The organism is Subtercola vilae, assembly GCF_004923255.1.
Taxonomy (GTDB): domain Bacteria; phylum Actinomycetota; class Actinomycetes; order Actinomycetales; family Microbacteriaceae; genus Subtercola; species Subtercola vilae.
Window position 1 is genome coordinate 37,673 of the sequence record NZ_QYRT01000005.1, and the last position, 25,906, is coordinate 63,578.

At 66.1% G+C, this 25,906-nt stretch carries 24 protein-coding genes and 1 other RNA gene; 14 read left to right on the top strand and 11 right to left on the bottom strand.

Annotation, left to right across the window (positions count from 1 at the left end):
• Positions 1–34: 34 nt before the first annotated feature.
• Positions 35–3,031, bottom strand: coding sequence for a bifunctional [glutamine synthetase] adenylyltransferase/[glutamine synthetase]-adenylyl-L-tyrosine phosphorylase (locus D4765_RS03600; RefSeq protein WP_136640860.1), 2,997 nt, complete (start codon positions 3,029–3,031; stop codon positions 35–37).
• 8 nt (positions 3,032–3,039) lie between these two features.
• On the bottom strand, positions 3,040–4,377 hold the full coding sequence (locus D4765_RS03605; RefSeq protein WP_136640861.1) for a glutamine synthetase family protein: 1,338 nt from the start codon (positions 4,375–4,377) through the stop codon (positions 3,040–3,042).
• Positions 4,378–4,431: 54 nt separating this feature from the next.
• Here D4765_RS03605 and D4765_RS03610 point away from each other — a divergent pair, with 54 nt between their 5' ends.
• The 3 genes from D4765_RS03610 to D4765_RS03620 are packed head-to-tail and all read left to right on the top strand — an operon-like array spanning position 4,432 to position 7,866.
• On the top strand, positions 4,432–6,180 hold the full coding sequence (locus D4765_RS03610; protein ID WP_136640862.1) for an NAD+ synthase: 1,749 nt from the start codon (positions 4,432–4,434) through the stop codon (positions 6,178–6,180).
• A 10-nt stretch (positions 6,181–6,190) separates the two neighbouring features.
• Positions 6,191–7,009: a 3-methyl-2-oxobutanoate hydroxymethyltransferase gene (gene panB / locus D4765_RS03615; RefSeq protein ID WP_136640863.1), complete on the top strand. Its 819-nt coding sequence runs from the start codon at positions 6,191–6,193 to the stop codon at positions 7,007–7,009.
• Between the two features lie 5 nt (positions 7,010–7,014).
• Positions 7,015–7,866, top strand: a complete 852-nt coding sequence (locus D4765_RS03620; protein WP_237280237.1) for an SDR family NAD(P)-dependent oxidoreductase — start codon at positions 7,015–7,017, stop codon at positions 7,864–7,866.
• 76 nt (positions 7,867–7,942) lie between these two features.
• Here the strand turns inward: D4765_RS03620 and D4765_RS03625 are convergent, their stop codons facing one another.
• Positions 7,943–8,128: an SPOR domain-containing protein gene (locus D4765_RS03625; protein ID WP_136640864.1), complete on the bottom strand. Its 186-nt coding sequence runs from the start codon at positions 8,126–8,128 to the stop codon at positions 7,943–7,945.
• A gap of 44 nt (positions 8,129–8,172) precedes the next feature.
• Between D4765_RS03625 and map the strand changes: the two genes are divergently transcribed.
• Together map and ppgK are read left to right on the top strand one after the other, a co-directional pair.
• Positions 8,173–9,039, top strand: a complete 867-nt coding sequence (gene map / locus D4765_RS03630; protein WP_136640865.1) for a type I methionyl aminopeptidase — start codon at positions 8,173–8,175, stop codon at positions 9,037–9,039.
• 89 nt (positions 9,040–9,128) lie between these two features.
• A complete protein-coding gene (ppgK, locus tag D4765_RS03635) occupies positions 9,129–9,956 on the top strand; it encodes a polyphosphate--glucose phosphotransferase (protein ID WP_136640866.1) in 828 nt (275 codons plus the stop codon).
• 35 nt (positions 9,957–9,991) lie between these two features.
• Here ppgK and rnpB read toward each other — a convergent pair.
• The 6 genes from rnpB to D4765_RS03665 form a co-directional block, all read right to left on the bottom strand.
• Positions 9,992–10,393, bottom strand: an RNA gene (gene rnpB / locus D4765_RS03640) — RNase P RNA component class A.
• A gap of 56 nt (positions 10,394–10,449) precedes the next feature.
• Entirely contained in the window at positions 10,450–11,184 is a 735-nt protein-coding gene (locus D4765_RS03645) for a zinc ribbon domain-containing protein (protein WP_136640867.1), read from the bottom strand.
• A 77-nt stretch (positions 11,185–11,261) separates the two neighbouring features.
• Positions 11,262–12,080, bottom strand: a complete 819-nt coding sequence (locus D4765_RS03650; RefSeq protein ID WP_136640868.1) for a Nif3-like dinuclear metal center hexameric protein — start codon at positions 12,078–12,080, stop codon at positions 11,262–11,264.
• Between the two features lie 9 nt (positions 12,081–12,089).
• Positions 12,090–13,232, bottom strand: a complete 1,143-nt coding sequence (locus D4765_RS03655; protein ID WP_136640869.1) for a class I SAM-dependent methyltransferase — start codon at positions 13,230–13,232, stop codon at positions 12,090–12,092.
• Positions 13,233–13,252: 20 nt separating this feature from the next.
• Positions 13,253–14,023, bottom strand: coding sequence for a hypothetical protein (locus tag D4765_RS03660; RefSeq protein ID WP_136640870.1), 771 nt, complete (start codon positions 14,021–14,023; stop codon positions 13,253–13,255).
• The gene (locus D4765_RS03665) at positions 14,023–14,700 is read right to left on the bottom strand and encodes a SatD family protein (RefSeq protein WP_161580346.1); all 678 of its coding nucleotides are present in this window, start codon (positions 14,698–14,700) and stop codon (positions 14,023–14,025) included. The genes D4765_RS03660 and D4765_RS03665 overlap by 1 nt, the downstream gene beginning before the upstream one ends.
• 196 nt (positions 14,701–14,896) lie before the next feature.
• On the opposite strand from D4765_RS03665, the gene D4765_RS03670 reads away from it, so the two are divergent.
• From D4765_RS03670 to D4765_RS03700, 7 genes are all read left to right on the top strand, one after another.
• Positions 14,897–15,652 carry an ABC transporter ATP-binding protein gene (locus D4765_RS03670; protein WP_136640872.1) on the top strand — a complete coding sequence of 252 codons (756 nt, stop codon included), beginning with the start codon at positions 14,897–14,899 and terminating at the stop codon, positions 15,650–15,652.
• Positions 15,649–17,073: an ABC transporter permease gene (locus D4765_RS03675; protein ID WP_136640873.1), complete on the top strand. Its 1,425-nt coding sequence runs from the start codon at positions 15,649–15,651 to the stop codon at positions 17,071–17,073. Before D4765_RS03670 ends, D4765_RS03675 begins: the two co-directional genes overlap by 4 nt.
• Positions 17,070–17,720, top strand: a complete 651-nt coding sequence (locus D4765_RS03680; protein ID WP_237280238.1) for a VTT domain-containing protein — start codon at positions 17,070–17,072, stop codon at positions 17,718–17,720. Before D4765_RS03675 ends, D4765_RS03680 begins: the two co-directional genes overlap by 4 nt.
• An 18-nt stretch (positions 17,721–17,738) precedes the next feature.
• Positions 17,739–18,482 (top strand): ABC transporter permease, encoded by a 744-nt coding sequence (locus tag D4765_RS03685; protein WP_136640959.1) that lies wholly within the window; start codon positions 17,739–17,741, stop codon positions 18,480–18,482.
• Positions 18,483–18,551: 69 nt separating this feature from the next.
• Positions 18,552–18,773, top strand: coding sequence for a DUF1653 domain-containing protein (locus D4765_RS03690; protein ID WP_136640874.1), 222 nt, complete (start codon positions 18,552–18,554; stop codon positions 18,771–18,773).
• A gap of 81 nt (positions 18,774–18,854) precedes the next feature.
• Positions 18,855–19,937, top strand: a complete 1,083-nt coding sequence (locus D4765_RS03695) for an S-(hydroxymethyl)mycothiol dehydrogenase (RefSeq protein ID WP_136640875.1) — start codon at positions 18,855–18,857, stop codon at positions 19,935–19,937.
• Entirely contained in the window at positions 19,937–20,566 is a 630-nt protein-coding gene (locus tag D4765_RS03700) for an MBL fold metallo-hydrolase (RefSeq protein WP_136640876.1), read from the top strand. Before D4765_RS03695 ends, D4765_RS03700 begins: the two co-directional genes overlap by 1 nt.
• Here D4765_RS03700 and D4765_RS03705 read toward each other — a convergent pair.
• Entirely contained in the window at positions 20,563–21,225 is a 663-nt protein-coding gene (locus D4765_RS03705; protein ID WP_237280239.1) for a TetR/AcrR family transcriptional regulator, read from the bottom strand. The genes D4765_RS03700 and D4765_RS03705 overlap by 4 nt on opposite strands.
• Before the next feature lie 111 nt (positions 21,226–21,336).
• Between D4765_RS03705 and D4765_RS03710 the strand changes: the two genes are divergently transcribed.
• Complete coding sequence (locus tag D4765_RS03710; RefSeq protein ID WP_136640878.1) at positions 21,337–22,695, top strand: flavin monoamine oxidase family protein; 1,359 nt, start codon at positions 21,337–21,339, stop codon at positions 22,693–22,695.
• Positions 22,696–22,774: 79 nt separating this feature from the next.
• Positions 22,775–24,343, top strand: coding sequence for an APC family permease (locus D4765_RS03715; protein WP_136640960.1), 1,569 nt, complete (start codon positions 22,775–22,777; stop codon positions 24,341–24,343).
• Here the strand turns inward: D4765_RS03715 and D4765_RS03720 are convergent.
• Positions 24,331–25,845 carry a PucR family transcriptional regulator gene (locus D4765_RS03720; RefSeq protein ID WP_136640879.1) on the bottom strand — a complete coding sequence of 505 codons (1,515 nt, stop codon included), beginning with the start codon at positions 25,843–25,845 and terminating at the stop codon, positions 24,331–24,333. The genes D4765_RS03715 and D4765_RS03720 overlap by 13 nt on opposite strands.
• Positions 25,846–25,906: the final 61 nt, after the last annotated feature.

The window sequence follows — 25,906 nt, forward strand, 5'->3', positions numbered from 1 at the left end:
TTCGATTTAAGTGAGGTAACCTCACTCTACCGGTTCACAGCGAGCCGTAGAAGTCCTTCTCGAACACCGCACGCGACCGCCGGGTCACCCCGAGGTAGTCTTCCTCGAGCTCGGTGGCCGAGTCGGGTGGGTATTCGAGCAGACGGGCCACGCCTTCGAGCTGACGCCGGTCGACCGGCAGCACATCGGTGGTGCGCGTTGTCCAGAGCGTCATGGCCGAGCGGGCTCGCGACGCGAAGATCCACGCATCGTGCAGCTTCTGGGCATCGGCCGCCTCGACGAAACCGGCCGCGACCTCGGCTTCTAGGGCATCCAGTGTCGATGTCGTTCTGAATTCCGGATGCTCGGCGCCGTGCTCGAGCTGCAGAAGCTGCACGTACCATTCCACGTCGCTCAGCGACCCGCGGCCGAGCTTGAGGTGACGTGCCGGGTCAGCACCCTGCGGCAACCGCTCCTTCTCGACGCGGGCCTTGATGCGCTTCACTTCACGCACGGCCTGCGGTGCGATCTCTACGGGGTAGCGAACGCTGTCGGCCAGCTCTTCGAAGTCGTCGATGAGCGCCTGATCGCCGGCGACCCCGCGCGCGCGGAGCAGAGCCTGGGCCTCCCAGGTGAGCGACCAGCGCTCGTAGTACGCGCGATACGAGTCGAGCGAGCGCACCACAATGCCGTTCTTACCCTCTGGCCGCAGGTCGATATCGAGGTCGAGCGGCAGTCGGTGGTCTTCAGTGAGGCGCACGAGCTCGTTGACGATGAAGCGTGCGACCGACTGTGCCGTCTCTTGGTTCACCGACCTGGCCCGGTAGACGTACATCACGTCGGTGTCACTGCCGAAACCGATCTCGCGGCCGCCATAGCGCCCCATGCCGATGACGGCGAACTCGATGCCGTCGCCCGACGAGATGGCCGACGACTGTCGAATGACGCCGAGTGTGCCCTGCAGCAGCACTGTGGTCACGTCGGTCAGGCCGCGCGCGAGTTCTTGCACGGTGACGAGACCGAGGATGGCGGCGAAAGCCAGCCGCAGCACCTCGCGGCGGCGGGCTGTGCGCAGAGCGGCTGCCGCCGCATCCGGAGTGTCGTGCCGGGCGATGATGGCGGCGGTCTCACCCGAGAGCACCTCGAATGACCGCGGCGCGAGGTCGTGGTCGTTCTCGAGCCAGGCGGCGGCTTCTGGAATGCGTTCGAGCAGCTCGGCGGCGTATCTCGAGCCCGAGAGCACTTGGGTGAGGCGAAAGGCAGCGCCCGATGAGTCGCGCAGCATGCGAAGGTACCAGTAGGTCTCACCGAGGCGGTCGCTGAGCCGGCGGAACGCAAGCAGCCCGTAGTCGGGGTCGGCGCCGGCCGCGAACCACTGCAGCATGACGGGAAGAAGGTGCCGCTGGATGGCCGCGCGCCGGGAGACTCCCGCCGTCATCGCGGCGATGTGGCCGAGCGCACCCTTGGGGTCACCGAAACCGATGGCAGCGAGGCGGGCAACGGCCTGCTCACTGGTCAGCCCGATCTCATCGGTGCCGAGCGCGGCGACGGCGGCCAGCAACGGCCGGTAGAACAGCCGTTCGTGCAGCGATCTGACGCGACTCTTGATTCCGTTCCACAGCTCGAGCAGTGCCACCGCGCTCGGCGCCAGCTCGGTGGCGCGAGCGAGCACCCGTTGCTCGAACTCATCGCGGGGAACAAGGTGGGTTCGGCGCAGTTCCCGCAGTTGCAGGCGGTGCTCCATGAGCCGCAGCACTCGATAGTCGTGCGAGAACTCCTGCGCCTCGACACGACCGATGTACCCCTGGTCGGCCAATGCCACCAGCGCTTGGAGCGTGGCGGGCTGCCGAACGAGCGGGTCGTTCTGCCCGTGCACGAGTTGCAACAGCTGCACCGTGAACTCGACGTCACGCAGGCCCCCGGGGCCGAGTTTCAGCTGGTAGTCGACCTCATCGCCCGGAATGTTGTCGGTGACACGCTGGCGCATCTTCTGTACCGATTCGACAAAACCGTCTCGCGACGCGCTGCTCCACACCTTCGGCCGCACGGCGTCGACATAGCGTTCACCCAATTCGAGGTCGCCGGCGAGCGGGCGCGCCTTCAGCAGTGCCTGGAACTCCCAGCTCTTCGCCCACCGCTCGTAGTACGCGATGTGCGACTCGAGCGAGCGCACCAGGGCCCCGGCCTTGCCCTCGGGCCGGAGGTTCGGGTCGACCTCCCAGAGAGACGGCTCCATGCCGGGCTCGGAGATGGCGTGCATCATCATCATGGCCAGTGCGGTGGCGATGTCGATGGCGCGCGCCGTGGCGAGACCGGCCTCGTCGTCGCCCTCCCCCACGAAGATCACGTCGACGTCGCTGACGTAGTTCAGCTCCTGGGCGCCCGCCTTGCCCATACCGATGATGGCGAGCTTCGTCGCCGCCACCTCGTCGTGCCCGAAGAGCCACCGACTCTGCCCGCGAGTGGATGCCCGGGCCCTCGCGCACGCCAGCGCAGCGTCGAGCGCCGCCGACGCCAGATCGGCCAGCGTGTCGGCGATCGAATCGATGCCCGCAACCGGGTCGCGCTGCTCGAGGTCGAACGCCGTCACCTGGGCGAGGATACGCCGATACCGCACGCGCAGCAGGGTGTATGCGGCGTCACCGTCGATCGTGGCGAACCCGTCGACCGCACCCACAGAGTCGAGCAGTGCGCCGGTGAGTTCTGCCAGGGTCGGCAGGGTGATCAGCCGTTCGCTGAGTGCGGCCAGCTCTTCGGGGTGCCGAAGAAAGAAGTCACCGAACCCACGTGAAAGGCCCACCACGCGCAGCAGCCGGGTGCGGGAGGGCTCGGCACCCAGAAGCCCGACGGCCGGCGTGGCCGGCAGGCGCAGCAGCCGCACGAGGTACGACAAAGCCTGGTCGGGGTCGGCGGTCAGCCGGAGCGACGCGAGGAGATCATCCGGAGCCACCGACCCGAGCTGCACCGCGAGCTCGAGGTCGTCGGCAGCGCGCCCGAGGTCGGAGAACCCGATGCGTGCAAGGTCAGTCAGCGTCGTCTGAACTCGTGCCATGGTGCGGCTTAGAGCATCTCCAGGTTGGTTCGCAGCTCGAACGGCGTGACCTGGTCGCGGTAGGCGGCCCACTCTTGCCGCTTGTTCAGCAGAACGTAGTTGAAGACGTGCTCACCGAGGGTCTCGGCGACGAGTTCGCTTCGCTCCATCTCGACGATGGCCTGGTCGAGGCTGGTGGGCAGCGCGTTGTAGCCGAGCGCCTTGCGCTCGGAGTCGCTGAGGCTCCACACGTTGTCTTCGGCCTCAGGCGGAAGCTCGTAGCCCTCTTCGATGCCCTTCAGCCCGGCCGCGAGCAGCAGGGAGTAGGCGAGGTACGGGTTCGCAGCGGAGTCGATGGCGCGGTACTCGATGCGCGAGCTCTGGCCCTTGTTGGGCTTGTAGAGCGGCACGCGCACGAGCGCCGAGCGGTTGTTGTGGCCCCACGTCACGAAGCTGGGGGCCTCGTCGCCACCCCAGAGACGCTTGTACGAGTTCACGAACTGGTTCGTGACCGCGGTGATCTCGGGGGCGTGCTTCAAGAGGCCCGCAATGAACTGGCGGCCGATCTTCGACAGCTGGTACTGCGCACCGGCCTCGAAGAACGCGTTCGAGTCGCCCTCGAAGAGCGAGAGGTGCGTGTGCATGCCCGAGCCCGGCTGGCCCGAGAGCGGCTTCGGCATGAACGTGGCGTAGACGCCCTGCTCGATGGCGACCTCTTTGATCACCGTGCGGAAGGTCATGATGTTGTCGGCCGTCGTGAGCGCGTCGGCGTAGCGCAGGTCGATCTCGTTCTGGCCGGGGCCGGCCTCGTGGTGGCTGAACTCAACCGAGATGCCGAGGTCTTCGAGCATGCGCACCGAACGGCGACGGAAGTCGTGCGCGGTGCCACCGGGAACGTTGTCGAAGTAGCCGGCCTTGTCGACCGGCTCGGGGCCGTCGGGGCCGAACTGCGACGACTTCAGCAGGTAGAACTCGATCTCGGGGTGTGTGTAGAACGAGAAGCCGCGGTCGCCCGCTTTGGCGAGCGTGCGCTTCAGAACGTTGCGCGGGTCAGCCACGGCCGGCTGGCCGTCGGGCGTGGTGATGTCGCAGAACATGCGTGCGGTCGGGTCGACTTCGCCCCGCCACGGCAGGATCTGAAAAGTGGTGGGGTCTGGATGCGCGAGCACATCGGCCTCGAACGACCGGGTGAGACCCTCGATGGCCGAGCCGTCGAAGCCCAAGCCTTCGGCGAACGCACCCTCGACCTCGGCGGGAGCTATGGCCACAGACTTCAAAGTGCCGATGACATCGGTGAACCAGAGCCGCACGAACTTGACTCCGCGTTCTTCAATGGTGCGAAGAACGAAATCACGCTGTTTATCCATCGACAATCCGAACCTCTTTCCGGCACGTAACCTGCCGCTATTAGGCTAGTGGACATGCCGAGACTTCGCTTAGCGTTGGCCCAAACCAACCCCATTGTCGGTGACCTCGGAGGCAACTCTGCCGAGATCGTCGCTGCTGTACGCCGTGCCCGTGATGCCGGAGCAGACCTGGTCGCCTTCGGTGAGATGGCGCTCTCGGGGTATCCGATCGAAGACCTCGCGGGTCGCCCATCGTTTCTGGCCGCGTGCCGGCGGCGGGCCAGAGGGCTCGCGAAAGAGCTCGACGAGGCAGGCCTCGGTGACGTGGTTGTCGTGGTCGGGCATCCGGATGGCCCCTTCGAACCGCGCCGGTTCACCACCTCGAACGCGCCAACGGCGATCGCCCAGAACGTGGCCTCTGTCATGCAGAACGGCGAGATCAAGGCGCGGTACGCGAAGCACCACCTGCCGAACTACTCGGTGTTCGACGAGTACCGCATCTTCATCGCCGGCGACGAGCTGCTCGTGCTGCGCATGCGGGGGGTAGATGTCGCACTCATCATCTGCGAAGACCTCTGGCAAGACGGCGGGCCGGTGAACAGGGTCGCTTCGGCCGATGCCGGGCTGCTGCTGGTGATCAATGCCTCGCCCTATGAGCGCGACAAGAACGAGGTTCGACTGCCGTTGGTCACCCGACGGGCGCGCGAGAACGACACGATGGTCGCCTACGTGAACATCGTGGGCGGCCAAGACGATCTGCTCTTCGACGGCGACAGCGTGGTGGTCGACCGCACGGGTGCCATAGTGGCGCGTGCGCCGCAGTTCGTACCGCATCTTCTCGTGGTCGACATCGACCCTGAGGCGGCAACGCTCACCGACCTGCCCGAGAACGTGGCGCGGATCGAACTCGCGCTGCCCGCCACCGGGTCGGAGTCCGGCGATCTGAAGCCGCTCGCCGCCGACATTGCGGTGGTGCCCGACGAACTCGAGCAGGTGTGGAACGCACTGGTGCTGGGGCTCGGCGACTACGTGCGAAAGAACGGCTTCGGTTCGGTCATTCTCGGGCTGTCGGGCGGCATCGACTCCGCCGTCTGCGCGGTGCTCGCGGCCGACGCCATCGGGGCGAAGAAGGTGTTCGGGGTGTCGATGCCGAGCAAGTGGTCGTCGGGGCACTCGCGCTCCGACGCCGACGATCTGGCCGAACGGGTGGGGCTCGACTTTTCAACGCAGGCGATCGCCACCCTGGTCGACCCGATCGAAGAACAGCTGAAGCTCGACGGTGTCGCGGCCGAGAACCTGCAGGCGCGCATCCGGGGCATCATTCTGATGGGCCTGTCGAACCAGTCGGGGCACCTGGTGCTCACCACGGGCAACAAGAGCGAGCTGGCGGTGGGCTATTCGACCATCTACGGCGACTCGGTGGGCGGGTTCGCGCCGTTGAAAGACGTGCCGAAGATGCTGGTGTGGGAGCTGGCGCGCTGGCGCAACTCGTTCGCAGCGCGTCGGGGCGAGACCCCACGCATCCCCGAGAACTCCATCTCGAAGCCGCCCTCGGCCGAGCTGCGGCCCGATCAGACCGACCAGGATTCGCTGCCAGAGTACGACGTGCTCGACGCGCTGCTCGAGCAGTACATCAACGGCGGGCTCGGCCGCGATGAGCTCGTGGAATACGGGTTCGACGCCGCGGTGGTCGACCGCATCATCGGCCTCGTCGACCACTCGGAGTGGAAGCGGCGCCAGTCGGCCATCGGCACGAAGATCTCGCGCACGGCCTTCGGTCGCGACCGCCGTCTGCCCATCACCTACCACCCCACCGACATCTAGAATGAGCCTCATGACGGAGCAGTCCCCTCGCAAGCGCGTTCGAACGCGTCACTTTCAGAACGCCAAGGAGCAGGGAATCCCCATCGTGGGCCTCACCAGCTACGAGCAGCTGTCGGCGGCCATCTTCGACGCGGCCGACATCGACTTTCTGCTGGTGGGCGACTCGGCCGGCAACAACGTCTTCGGCGACGAGACAACGCTGGCCGTCACTGTCGACCAGCTCATCCCTCTCACCCGTGCCGTGGCGCGCGCGGTGAGTCGCGCGCTGGTGATCGCGGATATGCCGTTCGGTTCATACGAGGGCGGGCCCGACGACGCGCTGCACACGGCGGTGCGGTTCATGAAGGAGTCGTACGCCCACGCCGTGAAACTCGAGGGCGGGGTTCGAAGCGCACCGCAGATTCGGCGCATCGTCGACGCGGGCATTCCGGTCATGGGGCACATCGGCTTCACGCCGCAGAGCGAGCACGGGCTCGGCGGGCACATCATCCAGGGGCGAGGCGCAGGGGCAGAACAGCTGCTCGCCGATGCGCATGCCGTCGAGGATGCCGGGGCTTTCGCCGTCGTACTCGAGATGGTTCCCAGCGACATTGCCGGTCGCATCACGAAAGAGCTGCGCATCCCCACCATCGGCGTGGGCGCCGGCCCCCAGGTCGACGGCCAGCTCATGGTGTGGACAGACTTCGCCGGTTTCTCGATCGGCCGTGTTCCCCGTTTCGTGAAACAGTACGCGAACCTCAGCCAGGTGCTGGGCGACGCCGTCGGCGCCTATCGCGCCGACGTGGCATCCGGTGCCTACCCGGCACCCGAGCACGAGTACGAGGGCTAGGGCCGGTGGCGAAGACACGTCGAACTGTTCGAAATGCCCGCGTGCTGATCACGGGTGCCGCTGGTGGAATGGGCCAGCTCTATGCCGAGCGCGCCGTGGCCGAGGGCGCCAGTGACGTGGTGCTCTGGGATCGCAATGCCGACCGGCTCGCCGTGATCGCCGATCGGCTGAACACGCTGCCCGGCACAACCCGCGTTCACACCGACCGTGTCGACGTGAGCGACGCCGAGAACATCGCAGCCGCCGGGCTGCGCGTACGCACTGAGATCGGCGTGCCCGACATCCTCATCAACAATGCCGGCATCGTGCGCGGCAAGTACTTCTGGCAGCACGAGACCGCCGACACCGTCGACACGATGGCCATCAACGCCGTGGGGCCCATGCTCGTGACAAGCGAGTTTCTGCCCGCCATGATCCAGGCGACAGGGCGCCCCGCGCGCATCGTGAACATCGCCTCAGCGGCCGGGCTCATCTCGAACCCCCGTATGAGCGTGTACGCCGCCTCGAAGTGGGCCGTCATCGGCTGGAGCGACTCGGTTCGCCTCGAATTGGCGCAGCAGGGGCACGACCACGTGAAGGTGACCACGGTGGCGCCGAGCTACATCTCGACCGGCATGTTCGAGGGCGCCAAGGGGCCCGTCATGACGCCCATTATGACGCCCGAATACGTGGTCGACCAGGTCTGGAAGGCCATGCTCGCGGGCAAGCCGCTGCTGCTCATGCCACGGAGCGTGCACATCGGCAAGGTGGCCAAAGGCCTGCTGCCGACGGCCGTGTGGGATCAGATGGCCGACCGCGTCTTTCACCTCTACTCGACCATGAGCGAGTTCACCGGTCGCACGCCTGGCCCGCGCTGAAGCTGCGGCTGGCCGGCGGGGGTGAGCGCGCGGCGCACTCAGCAGAGAGCGCGTCGAGCGTCAGTCGTTGGCTGCTTCAGTCGTTGGCTGCGTCTTCTTCGGCCCATTTGGCCGAATTGGCTCGCAGGGTCTCGAGGGCGTGCTCTGCCTCGAGCTTGGTCTCGAAGGGGCCGACCCTGTCGGGTGACGGCGATACGTAGCCGAGCTCTACGGCGCCGGTGTTGATGTTGTACCAGTACTGCTTCGACGGGTCGCCCGACATGTGTACTCCCAGGGTGGTTTCGGTGCTGAACTACGATAGATCTTATGCCCAAGCTCCCCAACGGCCAGCTCAGCGCCGGCCGCATCTCAGCGCTCCGCTCGGTGCCCGCGACCATCGAACGCCCCGAATACGTGGGGCACGCTGAGCCCAACGAGGGCGGGGCCAGCGATGTGTATTCGGCACCGCGCATCGCCGACATCCGGGAGTCGTCGCGCATCGCCGCAGCGGCACTGGCGTGGGTGGGCGAGCATGTGAAGCCCGGCGTGACGACCGATGAACTGGATGCCCTGGGTCACGACTTTCTCATCGCCAACGGCGCCTACCCGTCGACCCTCGGGTATCGCGGCTTTCCCAAGTCGCTCTGTACGAGCGTGAACGAGGTCATCTGCCACGGAATTCCCGACAACACCGTTCTCGAGAGCGGCGACATCGTGAACGTCGACATCACCGCGTACAAGAACGGGGTGCACGGCGACACGAACGCCACGTTCTTCGTCGGCGAACCGAGCGAAGAGGTGCGTCTGCTGGTCGAGCGCACGGCGGAGGCCATGAACCGCGGCATCAAGGCGGTGGCCCCTGGGCGTCAGGTGAACGTCGTCGGGCGCGCCATCGAGTCGTACGCGAAACGGTTCGGCTATGGGGTCGTGCGCGACTACACCGGCCACGGCGTGGGCGAGCAGTTCCATTCGGGGCTCATCATTCCGCACTACGACTCAGCTCCCCGGTTCGACGACGTGATCGAGGTGGGAATGGTCTTCACGATCGAGCCAATGCTCACGCTCGGCTCGCAAGACTGGGAGATGTGGGCCGACGACTGGACAGTGGTGACCCGCGACCGCTCGATCACCGCTCAGTTCGAGCACACTCTCGTGGTCACCGAGCGCGGCGCAGAGATACTGACGGTTGTCTAAATGCGGGTGTCTGGGCACTGCCCCGAGCATGCGGTCACAATAGACTCGAACCTGCCTCGCTGCGGAGGCCGAGACACAAAGGAAGACGAATGAGCGACGAAAAAGCCTCCCCCATTGCCATCGGCATCGACATCGGCGGCACCGGCATCAAGGGTGCCATTGTCAACACTGAGACGGGCGAACTACTGAGCGACCGCATCAAGCTCGACACCCCCGAGGGCGGCAAGCCCAAAGACGTCGTGAACACGGTCGAGACACTGCTTTCAAAGCTCTCGGATGCCCCGGCCAATGCTCCCATCGGCATCGACTTTCCTGCCGTGGTGCAGAACGGCAAGACCATGTCGGCCGCGAACGTGTCTAAGAAGTGGATCGGGCTCGAAGCCGAGAAACTGTTCGAAGACGCCCTGCACCGCGACATCACGTTCGTGAACGACGCCGATGCCGCCGGGTACGCCGAGGTGCGCTTCGGTGCCGCGAAAGGCAAGAACGGCCTGATCATCATGACCACGCTCGGCACAGGCATCGGCACCGCGATCATCTACAACGGCGTTCTGATTCCGAATGCCGAGCTCGGGCATATCCAGATCGACGGCGGCGACTACGAGCACAAGGCCTCCTACGCCGCCAAAGAGCGTGAAGACCTGAACTGGACCCAGTGGGCAGCCCGCCTGCAGACCTACTACGCCGAGCTCGAGAAGCTGCTCTGGCCCGACCTGTTCATCGTGGGCGGGGGCGTCTCGAAGAGCTACGAAGAGTTTCTGCCGAAGATCTCGATCGACACGCCGATGGTTCCAGCGACGCTCCGCAACAACGCCGGAATTCTGGGAGCAGCCTCGCTGGCCCTCGAGCCGAAGGTGCTGCCGAATGCGAGCCAGCTCGTGGGCGACCCCGGCGAGAGCGCGCACAGCGTGCGCTGAGCCGCCTCTGGTCACTGGGGGGCGCTGCGGTAGTGCGAGTGGGCCGGCTGTTACGCCGGGTTCTGTCTTGGGCCGAACCCGTGAGGGTTCAGGCCCATGGACGGCCATCTATCTACGACGTACGTTGCCGCACGCCTCCAGCGGTCTACCCGAAGACACGGCGAGCAGCCGTATCGCCTTCTGTCTGACCTTGCTCCGGGCGAGGTTTACCTAGCCGGCCGTGTCACCACGGCGGCTGGTGGTCTCTTACACCACCGTTTCACCCTTACCTCAGGCACCCGAAGGCGCCCGTGGCGGTCTGTTCTCTGTGGCACTGATCTCTCGGGTTACCCCGGGTGGGTGTTACCCACCGCCCTGCTCTCTGGAGCCCGGACGTTCCTCGGTGACCCGCACACCCTCACGGATGCCCGACCCAACGCGACCGTCTTGCCGACCCATTCGCGCCCCCAGCCTACAGGTTCTGGCGCGGTAGCTCAGGCGCGCGCGGCCTGGCTCAGAGCCCCGACTCCTCGGTACGCACCAGGATGCAGCTGCTGTCAGGGTCGAGTACCACGTCGTCGGGTTCAGCGAGCCTGATCTTCGCGAGATCGGACTCGTGCAGCTTCACGTTGCTGCCCATCGAGATGCCCCGCGTGAGAAGCGCGGCACCGATGCCATAGCGGGCGCGCTGGCGGTCGTAGAGGGCGAGTAGCTCGTCGCCCACCCCGCCGGCAATGAGGTCGCGGTTGACCTGTACACCACGGCGCTCAGAGTTGATCTCTGCGAGTTCGGCGTCACGCGAGACCAGCAGTTCGTCACGCTCGGCCGCGAGTGCACCGAGTTCTGACTCGACAACCTGCAGTCGGCCGGAGATCTCGTCGGTGCGCTCCATCACGGCGAGTTCGATGTCTTCAAGGTCGGAGCGTCGCTTCTCGAGCGACACAATCTCGTGTTCGAGGGCCTGGATGTCTTTGGTCGACGAGCTCACCTCGAGCCGCTCGCGGTCACGGCTGAGGCGCGTGGCCACCACCTGAACGTCGGATTCGACCCGGGAGATCTCGAGCTGCGCGTCTTCGAGCTCGCCCCTGACGGTGGCGAAGGTGCGCGAGACGGCGCCGGCGAGTGCCGCCAGCTCGTCGAGGCGTTTCTGCTGCGGCAGCGTCTTGGCGCGGTGCCCCAGCTGGGCGAGCCGGTTGTCGGCAGCTTGCAACTCGAGCAACGACCGCTGTTCTGAGACGGGTGCTTTCATGGTTCAATCCTTACAGTTGTGGCTGTTTGTCGGGTGCAGCCGAAGATGTTTTGTGCGTCTGGCGGTGAGTACGAGCCTCACTGCGTGACGACGAAATCCCAGGGGTCGGTGCGCAGGTCACTGACTGTCACGCTCACTCCCGGAAGCGCGTGCCGCAGCTCTGCGGCAGCAACCTCGAGCCAGAGCCATTCGCTGGCCCAGTGCGAGACGTCGATGAGGGCGGGGCCGTTGCCGAGCTCGGCCTGCTCCCTGGCCTCAGACGCGGGGTGGTGACGCAGGTCTGACGTGATGTACACGTCGGCGCCCCGCACCTCGGGTTCGCCGAGCAGCGAGTCGCCTGCTCCCCCGCAGAGCGCCACGCGTGAAACCGGTGTGTCGTAGTGCCCGGCCACCCGGATGCCCGTGGCCGTGGCCGGCAGCACTTCGGCCAGAATGAGTGCGAGGCGCCCGAGTGTGACGGGTGCCGGCAGATCTCCTGCCCGGCCGATTCCGGTGCCGGGCACCGCGCTCGGCGTGAGCGGCACGACGTTCTCGAGCCCCAGTCGGCTGGCGATGACGGCAGACACACCGTTCTCGACGATGTCGGCATTGGTGTGCGCCGCAACGAGGGCGCACCCCGCTCGGATGAGCCTCGCCAGCATCGCCCCTTTATAGGTGTTCTCAGCCACCGTGGTCACCCCGCGTAGCAGCAGCGGGTGGTGCACGAGCAGCAGGCCGGCGCCGAGGGCAATGGCCTCGTTCACCGTGTCTGACACGGCGTCGACAGCCAGGTGGATGCTCGTCACCTCAGCCGCGAGCGACCCCGTCACGAGCCCCGGCGAATCCCACTGCTCGGCGTTCTCGACAGGCCAGAGCCGCTCGATCACCTCATTGACTTCGCGAACCGTTACTGACACAGCCCCAGCCTAGTTGTCTCGAGTGCGCGGGGCGGGCTTCGTCGAGACGGTCACGGTGAACTTACTGTTCTGCCCGAGCACGGTGGTCGGGCCCACGATTCGCCGCAGGTCGGGCTGGTACGCGAGGTGGGAGTTGAACACGGTGAAGAGAGAACCGCCCGGAGCCAGAACCCGTGCGGCGTCGCGGAACAGGGCGAGGGCTGCCCCGGTGTGCACCGAGCTACCCACGTGGAATGGCGGGTTGCAGACGATCACGTCGGCGTGGGCATCCGGTTGCTGGGAGAGGCCATTGTCGCGCACCACGGTGACGCGCTCGAGACCGTTGGCGAGCAGCGTGGCGCGCGCCGAGGCGACGGCGATCGCCGACTGGTCTGTCGCGGTGACGGCAAGGTTCGGCAGGCGCTGGGCGAGGGCCGCGGCGAGAATGCCGGTTCCGCAGCCGAGGTCGATGGCGACGCCCGCGTCGGGGCTGACCCGGTCGAGAAAGCCGAGCAGGTAGCGCGTTCCGATGTCGAGGCCGGTGGCGGCGAACACACCGCCGTGCCCCGCGACAGTGAGGCCGAGCTCGGGGTGCTCTTCGAACCGGGGGTAGGGCGGGGCATCCGTCGGTCGCAACGCACCTCGCGCGATGAGCACGCGCGACTTCTGGCGCGCCCGTGTGGCGTGCACCTCGCCGAAGAACCGAGCGAGCACGTCATTCATGGCGAGCGTGAGGTGCTTGATGCGGCCGCCGGCGAACACCGCGACGCCTTCGTGGGCGTACCTGGCGATGGCGTCGGCGATCTCCTCGAGTTCGGCGAGCGAGCGCGGCAGCTGCAGCAGCACGACACGCGCCCCGGTGAGCAGGCCCGCATCGAGCGCGTGCGAGGAGTAGACCCCGGCCAGCCCCGCGGCGTCGGCATTCGAGGCCAGAGCCTGCTCACCGGTGAGGGCATCCTGGAACACCCGGATGCCCGTCAGCTCGTGCTCGGCCGCAGCCCCCAGCGTGAGTGCGCCATACCGGTCGCCCAGCACGACCACCTCGCCGGAGCCCGCCTCCCCCAGCGCTTCGCGCGCTTCGTCGAGAATCAGCCGATCGCTCGCGTCGAACGCGAACAGGTTGGGAGATTCGACGTCGGGTCGGCGGCGCAGGGTTTCGAACGAGAAAGTCATGGTCTCCGGGGTTTCGGGTATCAGTGGGGCTGTACCGACAGCCAGAGCAGGCCGGCGGCGGCGATGGCCACCGTCCAGCTCACAAGGCTGCCGACGAGAAAGTATTCGGCCTTCGAGCCGGCGACGCCGTCGCGGGAGATCTCGGGGAACCGCACGATTCCCTTGGCGGCGATGAGGGCAGCGACGATGGCGTACGAACCAGAGAGGGTGAGGGCGACGATCAGCAGACGCTCGAGCGGGCCGATGAGGCGGCCGCCCCGCAGATCGGCCGAAGGGCTGACTACTGACGAGTCATTCTCCGCCAGTTCGGCACGCTCGCCTGGCTCGGGGACCGGCTCGGGCACGCGCGGATGCAATGCGGTGCGCACCACGATATTGCCACTCTCTGTCAGGAACACGATGGCGGCCAGGGCCAGAGCGAGGGTGGGCAGGCTGAGGGTTCGCAGGGCGCCGGCGGGGGCATCCGCATGCCAGTCGACAACGAACCCCGACAGCGAGCTGCCGGTGCGGTCGAAGGCCAGGGCGAGCACCACCGCCGCCACGAGGCCGGCCACTGGCCAGAGCCCCGCCGACTGCCGCAGCTGTTCGCGCGAGGTAGTGGTGAGAAGCCACGCCCCGGCCAGCACGACAGCTATCGCCGCGGCCCAGAACGGCACACCGCAGCCGACGCACGCGAGCACCACAAGCAGGAGCCAGACCACGGCGATGATCTGTGCGGCCGAGCGCCTGGCGCGGCGCGGGCGCACGAGGTCGGCCGACCCGATGAGCAGAAGCAGCAGTGCGGCCAGCATCAGAGGGCACCACCTTTCAGGGCATCGAGCGACGACAGCAGCGACGAACCGCCCGAATTTCTCATCGCCTGCGAAATGGCCGACTGCGAGACCTTCTCGTCAGCCGCGAGTTCACTCTGCGACCTGCCGAGCGCTGTGCCGAGTGTGACACGCCGGGCCCGGTCGTTCATGGTGCTGATGAGGTGGTCGCGGGTCAACAGGTAGGCGTTCACCACCGACTCGTACGCGGGTTCGAGACGGGCTCCGGATGCCCCGCCCTCGTCTGTCGCTGCACGAAACCAGCTGCGCAGGGTGGGGTTTCGCAGCTTCTCGCGCGTGTGCGCCTCGTTGATGGCCTCCCGGGCGAGCCACCAGCCCGGACCATCCTGCAGGCGCCCCGCCATTCCCTCCCCCACCGTCTCAATGGCGCCGCTGCCGATACCGAACCGGCAGTCAAGGCCTGACGGTAGCGCCAGCCGGGTGAGAAGCGTGGCCTCGAGAGCGTCACCCAGGGTGCTGAACACGCCCTGAAACTCATCGCCGATGGTGGCCCTGATGGGTTGCACGGGGTTCACCCGCCCGTTGACGAACCCGAACGTGTCTTCGATCAGGGGTTGCGCCTCGGCTCGCGACGCGATCTGGCGCGAGCGTACGAGGTCGACGATGACCGCTACCGGCGACGACACAAGGAAAGGCATTTCATAAGCATACTGCTTATATAACGTATATATAAGCCTAAGACTTATATTCGGCATAAAGAAGCGGGAGGCTTATCGGCAGCCGATAGTCGGCGGTCATCATCACATCGATGTAGGCCGAGTTACCCCCATCGACTGATTCGCCGCGCCAGACATGCTGGCTACCGTGAAGAGTACCCACAAGAAAGAGGCGCAGATGAGTGAGACACCCGCAAAGGTCGCCGCCAGGGCGGTCGACGTCAGCAAGGTCTACGGCACCGGAGACAGCGCCACCACCGCACTCGATACCGTCACCCTCGACATCCACAGCGGCACGCTGACCGCCATCATGGGGCCGAGCGGGTCAGGCAAGTCGACGCTCATGCACGTGTTCGCGGGCCTCGACACGGCCACGAGCGGCTCGGTCAGCATCGGCGACACCGATATCACACACCTCGACGACGATGCTCTCACCCTGCTGCGCCGCCGCCATCTCGGCTTCGTCTTTCAGGCCTTCAACCTCGTGCCCACCCTCTCGGTGCTCGGCAACGTGACCCTGCCATTCGAGCTCGACGGCCGCAAGCCCAGCACCGACGAACTCGCCTGGGTGCGTGTGCTGCTCGGTCGCCTCGGCATCGGGATGCTCGAAGAGCGTCGCCCGCACGAACTCTCTGGGGGGCAGCAGCAGCGCGTCGCGATCGCCCGGGCCCTCGCCATGCGCCCCCAACTCATCTTCGCCGACGAACCGACCGGAAACCTCGACTCGAAGTCGAGCCGCGAAGTACTCGGACTGCTTCGCGACCTCACTCGTGAATACCAGCAGACCGTCGTGCTCGTCACCCACGACCCCGTCGCCGCCTCACACGCCGACCGGGTCATCTTCATCGCCGACGGGGCCATCGCGCACGATGTCGGGGCGAGCGACGCGAAGACGCTCTCCGACATCATTTTGAACCTCGAGGTCGCATCGTGAGAGCCCTCGCCTTTCGCGAGCTCTGGCACGGCGGCCGCCAACACACCTCCAGTCTGCTCGTAGCGTTCATCACCTCGGTGTTCGCCACCATGATGATCGAGATGGATGTGGTGCTGCGCGTTCAGTCGATCGGTGGCAAGTTCATCCAGCACGGGTACGTCGTGGCACTGCTCGACGTGCTCGATCTGCTGTTCTTCTTCATCGCGGTGTTCGTGGCCTGCATCGTCACCGCCAACACCTTCGGCATCATCATGGCCGGCCGAGCAAAACACATCGCACTCATGCGGCTGCTCGGTGCCTCGGCGAAGACCCTCCGCGGCGCGATCGCCATCGAAGGCGCGGTGGTGGGCTTTGTCGGTTCGGCTCTCGGGTTGGTCGTCGGTCTGCTCGTGACGCAGATCGCGTATGGCGCGCTCGTCTCGTCGGGAACTTTCGTCGCGGTGTCGATCAACACGCTGTCACCACTGCTGGTCGCGCCCATTCTCGTGGGTGTCGTCAGCACCACGGGCGCAGCCTGGTTCGGTTCGCGAAAGATTCTCGGCGTCTCGCCGATCGAGGCGACCGGTGCCACCCAGGAGCCCCCGGTCGTCACCGTCTCCGAAATGCCGAAGCGACTCCGAAGCCTTGTCATCGCAGCCTTCGTCGGCGGCATCGTGCTGCTCGTGGCCGGTGTTGCTCTCGGGCTCAAGACGCCCCTCGGTCTGCTCGTCGCAGCACCCGGCGGCGCCCTGAGCTTCGTCGGCTTCGTGCTCGGCTCGAGCTTCTTCATCCCGGCGTTGCTCACCGTTGCAGGGCGCCTCACCGGCTCGTCGACCCCGAGCGTGCTGGCCAGTGCGAATGCGCTGCGATACCCTGCCCGCTCGGCTCGATCGACGATCGGCTTGGTCATCGGCGTCACGCTCGTCACGATGTTCTCGGTGGCCGGCCAGTCGTTTCTCGCCCAGACGGGCCCCGTTGCGGCCGGTGCCAGTGCCGCAGACGAAGCGGGCGACCAGGCATTCCTGCAACTGACCATGGGCATTCTCGCCGTTCTGATCGGGTTCTCGCTCGTGATCGCCGCGATCGGGCTGGTGAATTCGCTCTCGCTGAGCGTGATTCAGCGCCGACGCGAGATCGGCCTGTTGCGCGCCCTCGGTTTCACGAAGAAGCAGGTTCGCACGATGATTCTGGCGGAGAGCATCCAGCTGACCGTCGTCGGCGGCGTCGCCGGGCTCGTTCTCGGAGTGTTCTACGGCTGGGCCGGTGTGCTCGCCGCCATTGCCAGCGACCACCACATCGGCGGATTCTTCTGGCCCACGATCGCGCCGTGGATCATCATCAGCATCGTCGCCGGCGCCGTTGTTCTCGCCGTGGTCGCGTCGGCCGTGCCGGCACGTTCGGCCGTGCGTGTGTCGCCTGTCAGAGCGTTGGCCATCGAGTGAGCCTTCTGCACAGCGCCGGTTCCCTCGTCAGCGCAAGCCACATGGTCAGCGCCAGCATTCTCGACCCCACCTCGCTTCTCGAAGGGGCGGGGCCGTGGGTGCTGGTGGTCGTGATGGCCATCATCTTCGTCGAGACCGGGCTCTTGTTTCCGTTTCTGCCGGGCGACACTCTCGTCTTCACTGCTGCGATTCTCGCTGCGCCTCTCGGCCTGACACTGCCCGTGCTCGTCGTCTGTGTGTCGATCGCGGCAATTCTCGGCGACCAGACGGGCTACCACATCGGGCGGCGGTTCGGCCCGAGGCTGTTCAAACCCGATGCGCGCCTCTTCAAGACCCGGTATCGCGACCAGGCCGACGAGTTCTTTGTGCGCTACGGCGGGCGGGCACTCGTGCTGGCACGGTTCGTACCCGTGGTGCGAACGTTCGTTCCGCCCACCGTGGGAATGTCGAAGCTGCCGTTCAGGTCGTTCGTGTTGTGGAACACCATCGGGGGTGTCGCATGGGCTCTCATACTGACGCTCGCCGGCTACTTTCTGGGCGGAATCCCGTTCGTGGCCAACAACATCGAGATCATCGCTGTGCTGATCGTGATCGTGTCGGTGCTGCCGATCGCCATCGACATCCTCCGCCGCCGACGCAGGGCGTAGTCTGCCGCTGTGGAAGTGATGAGCGGGCTCGTTCCGACGATCGTCGCTCTGGTGCTGCTGGCGGCCATCGCCGTAGCCGGTCTCAGTGCGGCACGGGTGCCCCGGGCATCCGCCCCCGTGTGGGCGATTCTGCGGGGCACGCTACAACTCGCGGCGCTCAGCCTGGTGCTCAGCGGCATCATCGGCAACCCCGTGTGGGTGGCCGTGGGGCTGCTGGTGATGTTCACGGCGGCGGTCTACACGGCCTCGCGGCGCATCCACGCCGACCGGCGACAGACGATGGCGGTGGGCCTGTCGATGCTCGCGGGCAACGCTGCCGTGCTTGTCATCGTCTTCACGACCGGGGCGATCGAGTTCTCGCCGCGCTACGCGCTCGCCATCGGCGGCATCATCGTCGGCAACACCATGAGCATCGCCACGCTCACCGGCAGAACCTTTCGCGCATCGGTGCGCGACCACTGGAGTGAAGTCGAGGGCTGGCTGGCCCTCGGCGCTCGACCCATCGAGTCGACCAGACAGCTGGCGCGCAGCGCGATCTACTCGGCCATGGTGCCCTCCATCGACCAGACGAAGACCACCGGAATCGTGGTGTTGCCGGGGGCATTCGTCGGCGCCATCTTCGGGGGCTCGTCACCACTTGAGGCGGGCCGTTTTCAGATCGTGGTGCTGGCGGGCATCCTCGCCGGCGCCACCATCACGGCGACGCTGCTGGTGCGCCTGATTGGGTCTGTCGCACAGAGGCCCGACGAGGAGACGCCCTGAGCTGGGGTCATTTCGAACAGGAGGCAGGCCGGGGCATCACTCGGCGGCACACCTGACAGAATTGAGCGCATGAGCGAATTCGTGACCGGCCGCTACCGCCACTTCAAAGGCGGCCTCTATCACGCGATCGGCACGGCCACAGATTCGGAGACGCTCGCCGAGATGGTGATCTACCGGGCCGAAGTGTTGGAAGGCCTCTGGGTCAGGCCGCGGCACATGTTCGAAGAGATCGTCGAGATCGAGGGCGCGACGGTGTCGCGTTTCACCCTTCTCGCCGAGCCCGAGGCGTAGACACCCGGCCAAAGTTTCGGCGGGTAGGGTGATCCGAGCACCAATCGCCACGCTCGAAGGAGATCCCCCAGGCCCACAACAGTGACCGGCGTCATCGCCCGATCCAAGGGCTCGCCCGTCGAACTCGTCTCAATCGTCGTGCCCGATCCCGGGCCGGGCGAAGCGGTTGTCGACATCGAGACCTGCGGGGTGTGCCACACCGACTACCACTACCGCGAGGGCGGCATCAGCGACGACTTTCCCTTTCTGCTCGGCCACGAGGCCGCGGGCAGAGTCAGCGCCATCGGCGACGGTGTCACGAATGTGAAGGTCGGCGACTTCGTCGTGCTGAACTGGCGCGCCGTCTGCGGCGAGTGCCGCGCCTGCGTGCGCGCCGAGCCGTGGTACTGCTTCAACACGTTCAATGCGACCCAGAAGATGACGCTCGAAGACGGTACCGAGCTGAGCCCCGCTCTCGGTATCGGCGCGTTCGCCGAGAAGACGCTCGTGCACTCGAAGCAGTGCACGAAGGTCGACCCGGCCGCCGACCCCGCTGCGGTCGGCTTGCTCGGCTGCGGCATCATGGCGGGCCTCGGTGCCGCGATGAACACCGGCAACGTGGGGCGCGGCGATTCGGTCGCCGTGATCGGCTGCGGTGGCGTGGGAACAGCCGCCATCGTCGGCGCCGAACTGGCTGGTGCGAGCACCATCATCGCCATCGACCGCGACCCGAAGAAGCTCGTCACCGCCCAGAGACTCGGCGCCACCCATGTCATCGATTCGAGCAGTCTCGACGAGGCCGGGGTCGTCGCCGCAGTGCAGGCGCTCACCAATACCTTCGGCGCCGACGTCGTGATCGATGCGGTCGGCCGTCCCGACACCTGGCGTCAAGCGTTCTACGCCCGCGACCTCGCTGGCACGGTGGTGCTCGTGGGCGTGCCCACGCCCGACATGATGCTCGAGATTCCCCTGCTCGACGTCTTCGGCCGCGGCGGCTCGCTCAAATCGAGCTGGTACGGCGACTGCCTGCCCGAACGCGACTTCCCGATGCTCACCGACCTGTTTCTGCAGGGCCGCCTGCCGCTGGGCGAGTTCGTGTCTGAGCGCATCGCGATCACCGACATCGAGCAGGCCTTCACGAGCATGGCGCGCGGCGACGTACTGCGCTCGGTGGTGGTGATCTGATGACCGCCCGCATCGAGAACCTCGTGACGAACGGCACCTTCAGCCTCGACGGCGGCACCTGGAACGTCGACAACAACGTCTTCATCATCGGCGACAACACCGAGTGCATCGTCATCGATGCGGCACACGACGCGGCGGGCATCCTCGCGGCCGTCGGCAACCGTTCGCTGAAGGCAATCCTGCTGACCCATGCGCACGACGACCACATCGACGCGGTCGCCGCGGTGAAGGCTGCAACCGGCGCACCAGTACTGTTGAACGACGGCGACCGGATGCTCTGGCACGCGGTCTACCCCGACACCGAGCCCGACGCCGCCCTCGTCGACGGCGAGATCGTCACCGTAGCCGGGGTCGACATCGAGGTGCTGCATACCCCCGGGCACTCCCCCGGTGCCGTGTGCTTCTACGCTCCCAGCCTCAACACCCTGTTCAGCGGCGACACCCTCTTCAACGGCGGACCGGGGGCAACCGGCCGCTCGTACAGCGACTTTCCCACAATCATCGAATCGATCACGACACGGTTGCTCACGCTCCCCGCCGGCACCGTCGTGCTCACCGGGCACGGCGACTCGACAACCATCGGCAGCGAGTCACCTCACCTCGACGAGTGGATCGCCCGCGGGCACTAACCCCGAACACCCGCGCTGAGCGCCAACCCGGTGAGGAGAGCCGCCAAGCCGTCTTCGAAGGTGTGCTCGGCCGCAACGTTGTAGTCGGCCGAGCGATAGTGCCCGACCGCCCGGCTGAACACCGGCGCGTCTGCCGACAACTCGCCGGGGTCGAGCAGTGATTCGGGTGCCTGCGCGTCGAACGCCGACCCGTAGATGAACGACTCGATCGCGATGATCGCCGGCACGATGCGCTCAAGTGGCCATCCGCCGGCGAGCAGGCCCGCCGCCACCGCTTCATACATGGCGATGGTCTGGGGCGCGCCGCCGATGGGGGTCTTCGCGATGGCTTCGACGAACTGGTTGTTGTCTCGCATGACGCGCCAGTAGTTTCGCGCCCACACGATCGTCGCCGAACGCCAGTCGATCTCGCCAAAGGCACTCACGTCGATCATCTGCATCAGCCGGTCTTCGACCCAGCGCAGAATCATGTTCTTCGAATCGGCGTGGTTGTAGAGGGCTGCGGCAGAAACCCCGAGCGCACTGGCGAGGCCGGCCATCGTCAAGCCATCGGGGCCCTTGCTTCGAATCAGGCGCATCGCCGCATCAGTGATGCGCTTGCGGTTCAGCAGCGCGGTCGCCGGTCGACCGGCGCCCCGGTGATGGTCGACAGGATGCACGTCATTCCTTTGTTCGCTGTTCAACATTAACTTGCAATCGTGCATCTGCTCCAGTACTTTGCTAAATTAACGCCGTTTATTTTAGGCGTTGGATCTTAAGGAGGAGATCGAATGGTCACCGAGATACGTGAAGTCGACGTTGTGGTTGTGGGTGCCGGTGTAACCGGGCTCACCGCGGCCACCGAATTGAGTCGGTCGGGCCAGCGTGTGCTCGTTCTCGAGGCCCGAGACCGAGTGGGCGGCAGAGTCTGGACCGACACCGTCGACGGCCAGCTGTATGAGATCGGTGGCCAGTGGGTCTCACCCGATCAGACCGCTCTTCTTGAAACGCTCGACACCCTCGGGCTCGAGACGTACTCCCGCTACCGCGAGGGTGAGAGTGTCTACATCGGTACTGACGGCGAAGCGCGGCGGTTCACCGGCGAGATCTTTCCGGCAAGCCAGCACACCCGTGACGAGATCGAGCGCCTCATAATTCTGCTCGACGAGCTGACGGCGGCGACCGACCCTGCCGCACCGTGGTCACAGCCGCGGGCCGCAGAGTTCGATCACGTCTCGTTTCTGAGCTGGCTCGAATCTCAGACCGACGATGCAGAGGCCCGGGCCAACATCGCGCTCTTCATCGCCGACGCCATGCTCACGAAGCCGGCGCACGCCTTCTCGCTGCTCCAGGCGCTGCTGATGGCGGCAAGCGCCGGCTCGTTCAGCAACCTGGTCGACGCCGACTTCATTCTCGACAAGCGCGTCATCGGAGGCCTGCAGCGGGTGCCCCTCTCGCTCGCTGAACGGCTCGGCGAGGGCGTCGTTCTTCTCGGCCAGCCGGTGCGATCGATCGCCTGGCAGAACGACTCGGTCATCGTCTCGACCGACACCCTCGAGGTGCGTGCCGCCCACGTGATCGTTGCAGTGCCGCCGAACCTCTACTCACGCATCGACTACATTCCGGCGCTGCCCCGGCTTCGCCAGCAGGCAGCCCAGCATCAGTCGCTCGGCTTGGTCATCAAGGTTCACGCAAGCTACGAAACTCCGTTCTGGCGCGACAAAGGCCTGTCGGGAACGGCGTTCAGCCCGTACCAGATCGTGCACGAGGCGTACGACAACTCGAACTACGGAGAGACCCGAGGCACGCTCGTCGGCTTCGTCTCCGATGAGAAGGCCGACCGCATGCTCACCCTCGACGCCGAAGACCGCCGAGCCCAGATTCTTGCTTCGCTGGCCGCATACTTCGGCCCAGAAGCCCTTGCTCCGGCCGTCTATTTCGAGAGCGACTGGGCGGCAGAAGAGTGGACCCAGGGCGCCTACGCCACCAGTTTCGACCTGGGTGGGCTCACCCGTTACGGCGCCCTGCAACTCGAGCCTGTCGGCCCCATCCGTTTCGGGTCGAGTGACCTGGCCGCAGAGGGATACCAACACGTCGACGGCGCCATTCGTGTGGGCCGCCGCATCGCCGCCGAGATTCTTAGCCAGTAGAACCCAGCCAACAGATCACAAAGGAGTGACCATCAAACGCATGACGAACAACACGGTGCCCGCATCATCGTCGACGGGTATGGATGCCCCCCTCGACTCGAGTTCAGACGGGCTGGCCGGCAAGGGGCTCTCGGCCAAAGGCCTGTCTGCCGGCACAATCGGCATTCTCGGGGCGACCGTCATCGGTATCTCGTGCATCGCTCCGGCGTACACGCTCACCGCGTCGCTCGGGCCCACCGTGGCCGTCGTCGGAACTCAGATGCCGGGCATCTTTCTCGTCGGCTTTCTGCCGATGCTGCTCGTCGCCCTCGGCTACCGCGAACTGAACCACGCCATGCCCGACAGCGGCACCTCGTTCACCTGGGCAACCAGGGCGTTCGGCCCCTGGGTGGGGTGGCTCGGCGGCTGGGGCCTCATCGTCGCAACGGTGGTGGTGCTCTCGAACCTCGCGGGCGTCGCCGTCGACTTCTTCTATCTGGCGCTCGCTCAGATCTTCGGCAACCCCAGCCTGGCTGACCTCGCGCTGAATCTGCCCCTCAATATCGTGACCTGTCTGGCCTTCATGGTGGCCGCCTGTTATGTGGCCTATCGCGGCATGGAGGCGACGAAGGCCGTTCAGTACTGGCTCGTGGGCTTTCAGCTCATTGTTCTCGTCTGGTTCACGGTGGCGGCGATCGTGCACGTCTCGAACGGCTCAGCCTTCGACGCGACATCGTTCAGTCTCGACTGGTTCAACCCATTTGCCGTGCCGACCTTCTCGGCCTTCGCGGCCGGAGTCTCGCTCTCGATCTTCATCTTCTGGGGGTGGGACGTGACCCTCACCATGAACGAAGAGACGAAGAACCCCAAAACCACCCCCGGCCGCGCTGCCACCCTCACGGTCGTCATCATCTTCGTTCTCTACGTGGCCGTCGCCGTAGCAGCGCTGATGTTCTCCGGTATCGGCGCCGGGGCGCTCGGCCTCGGCAACGCCGACATTTCAGGCAACGTCTTGGCGGCCCTCGCCGGCCCGATCATGGGCCCCTTCGCCATTCTGCTGTCGCTGGCCGTGCTCTCGAGTTCGGCGGCATCGCTGCAGTCGACGTTCGTCGGCCCGGCTCGCACCATGCTGGCCATGGGTCACTACCAGGCCTTCCCCAAGCGATTCGCGTCGATCACCCAGCGCTACAAGTCGCCCGGCTTCGCCACCGTGGTTGCAGGGGCGGTGGCCTGGGGCTTCTACGCCGTCATGCGGGTGCTGTCTCAGAACGTGCTCACCGACACGATCCTCACGCTCGGCATGATGATCTGCTTCTACTACGGCGTGACGGCATTCGCGTGCGTCTGGTACTTTCGCCGAAACGCATTCGAGAGCATCCGTTCGTTCTTCTTCAAATTCCTGGCGCCGCTCGTGGGGGGCGTCATTCTGGCGGTGATCTTCGTGACCACTCTCATCGACTCGGCGAACCCCGACTTCGGCAGCGGTTCGAATGTCGCCGGGCTCGGCCTGGTGTTCATTCTGGGCATCTGCCTTCTGCTGGCCGGAGTCGTTCTGATGTTCGTCATGCGGGCGGTGAACCCCGCGTTCTTCACCGGCCAGACGCTGACCCGCGATCTCTCACCCGCCACCGAGCGACCGGCCGAGACTCCAGCAGGTCAGACGTCATAGAGATTGAGCGATGAGAGCAGGGCCCACAACTCAGCCCGGTCTTGAAAGCGTTCCAGGTCGAGCCCGACGAGCTGGCCGAGCTCGGCCATGCGCGCCTTCAGGCTGTGGCGGTGAATGTGAAGCTCCCGGGCGGCCGGATCCCAGGCGGCGTTGTGGCCGAGCCAGACCACCGCGTCGGTGAGCAGAGCAGAGCCGTGGGCCGACGCCCGCAGCACCGAAAGCCGGGCATCCGCGATTTCGGCCACGCTCGACGAGGCGAGCAGCCCGAGAAAGCTGGCTGACACGAGTTCGCTGAACTGCGTCGCCTCACCCGGGTTCGTGCGCTCGAGCGCCCGCCGGGCCTGAACGACGCCGATGGCAAGACTCTGCCAGCCAATGGCGTCAGAGACCCCCGCGCTTCCCCCTCGACGACGGATGAACGCCGCCAGATCAGGCCAGTACGACGGCTCAATGAGCAGCGTGAGCCGCGTGGGGCCGCCCGTAATGAACAATCGATTGTGGGGTTCGGATGCCCGGCGTTCGAGTGCGTCACGAAGCGCCGGGCGGCTGAGGTCGAGACGCACCTCGACCACTCGTAAGCGCTCCCCCGGCATGCCGGCCGCAATCGCTTCGATGGCACGGCGAACCTCGACGACACGACCGTCACGCAGCAGCAGGAAGAGCTGCTCCATCAGAGCCCGAAGGCTCACCCGCAGGCTCTGCCGGTGTTCGAGCGAGACTTCGGCGAGGGCAACCAGAGTGGTCACCACCGAGAAGTCCGCCGAATCGAAAGGTTCGGCGCGGCTGAGTACCAGCGCGCCGGTGAGCGATCCGGTGCTGCCCAGCGTCTGCACGGTGACGAATGCACCTGCCACCACACGATCGCTGCGCGAGCGATGCTGGGCGCCGAGCAGCCGGCCGAGGTGCGCCACGACTTCGTCGGGAACCGTGCTGTGGCCGATTCCGGATGCCGCTGCAGCATCGGTGAGTTCGGCATCGGCATCGAACAGGGCGATCTCACACGCGAGGTGGTCGGCCGTTTTCTGAATCGCGGCCCGCACGCCGCCGGCGCCGAGGGCCGCCACCGAAACCGCGTTCTGCGTGGCGAGAGCCCAGTCGACGCGGCTGCGGGCCTCTGCGGCCTGAACGCCCGCCACCCACTGGCTGATCGCGATGAACGGGGTGCGATACGGCACTTCGACCAGCGGCAGGTCGGCGCTCCGGCAGGCGGCCTCGAGGGCAGCGGGGGTTCCGGCACGAATGACCTCAGTGCCGAACCCCAGCGCCACGACTCCGGCTCGTACCAGGCGTTCGACGTAATCGCTGTAATACAGCTCGCTGTCGTTGTCAGGAAACTGGCGGCCGGTCGTGAGGAGCATCTGGCCGGGCGAGAGAAAGGGCGACGGGTCTTCGAGGTCTGAACTGTGCACCCAGCCGATGACGGCAGCGCTTTCGTCGTGCGGAGACCGCTCGGTGACACCGAACGCGTCGTGATCGACGAGCGATCGGAGTGTTGCGGGCATAGCGCCCTCCGTTCTGCCAGTGTGGCATCAGCCTCGAGATACTGAACCAGTATGGCACTGT

Bases quoted from the DNA above. Each gene is read 5' to 3' on its own strand.
- D4765_RS03600 (WP_136640860.1), bottom strand. From the start codon at position 3,031: ATGGCACGAGTTCAGACGACGCTGACTGACCTTGCACGCATCGGGTTC.
- D4765_RS03605 (WP_136640861.1), bottom strand. From the start codon at position 4,377: ATGGATAAACAGCGTGATTTCGTTCTTCGCACCATTGAAGAACGCGGA.
- D4765_RS03610 (WP_136640862.1), top strand. From the start codon at position 4,432: ATGCCGAGACTTCGCTTAGCGTTGGCCCAAACCAACCCCATTGTCGGT.
- panB (WP_136640863.1), top strand. From the start codon at position 6,191: ATGACGGAGCAGTCCCCTCGCAAGCGCGTTCGAACGCGTCACTTTCAG.
- D4765_RS03625 (WP_136640864.1), bottom strand. From the start codon at position 8,128: ATGTCGGGCGACCCGTCGAAGCAGTACTGGTACAACATCAACACCGGC.
- map (WP_136640865.1), top strand. From the start codon at position 8,173: ATGCCCAAGCTCCCCAACGGCCAGCTCAGCGCCGGCCGCATCTCAGCG.
- ppgK (WP_136640866.1), top strand. From the start codon at position 9,129: ATGAGCGACGAAAAAGCCTCCCCCATTGCCATCGGCATCGACATCGGC.
- D4765_RS03645 (WP_136640867.1), bottom strand. From the start codon at position 11,184: ATGAAAGCACCCGTCTCAGAACAGCGGTCGTTGCTCGAGTTGCAAGCT.
- D4765_RS03655 (WP_136640869.1), bottom strand. From the start codon at position 13,232: ATGACTTTCTCGTTCGAAACCCTGCGCCGCCGACCCGACGTCGAATCT.
- D4765_RS03660 (WP_136640870.1), bottom strand. From the start codon at position 14,023: ATGCTGGCCGCACTGCTGCTTCTGCTCATCGGGTCGGCCGACCTCGTG.
- D4765_RS03665 (WP_161580346.1), bottom strand. From the start codon at position 14,700: ATGCCTTTCCTTGTGTCGTCGCCGGTAGCGGTCATCGTCGACCTCGTA.
- D4765_RS03670 (WP_136640872.1), top strand. From the start codon at position 14,897: ATGAGTGAGACACCCGCAAAGGTCGCCGCCAGGGCGGTCGACGTCAGC.
- D4765_RS03685 (WP_136640959.1), top strand. From the start codon at position 17,739: ATGAGCGGGCTCGTTCCGACGATCGTCGCTCTGGTGCTGCTGGCGGCC.
- D4765_RS03690 (WP_136640874.1), top strand. From the start codon at position 18,552: ATGAGCGAATTCGTGACCGGCCGCTACCGCCACTTCAAAGGCGGCCTC.
- D4765_RS03700 (WP_136640876.1), top strand. From the start codon at position 19,937: ATGACCGCCCGCATCGAGAACCTCGTGACGAACGGCACCTTCAGCCTC.
- D4765_RS03710 (WP_136640878.1), top strand. From the start codon at position 21,337: ATGGTCACCGAGATACGTGAAGTCGACGTTGTGGTTGTGGGTGCCGGT.
- D4765_RS03715 (WP_136640960.1), top strand. From the start codon at position 22,775: ATGGATGCCCCCCTCGACTCGAGTTCAGACGGGCTGGCCGGCAAGGGG.
- D4765_RS03720 (WP_136640879.1), bottom strand. From the start codon at position 25,845: ATGCCCGCAACACTCCGATCGCTCGTCGATCACGACGCGTTCGGTGTC.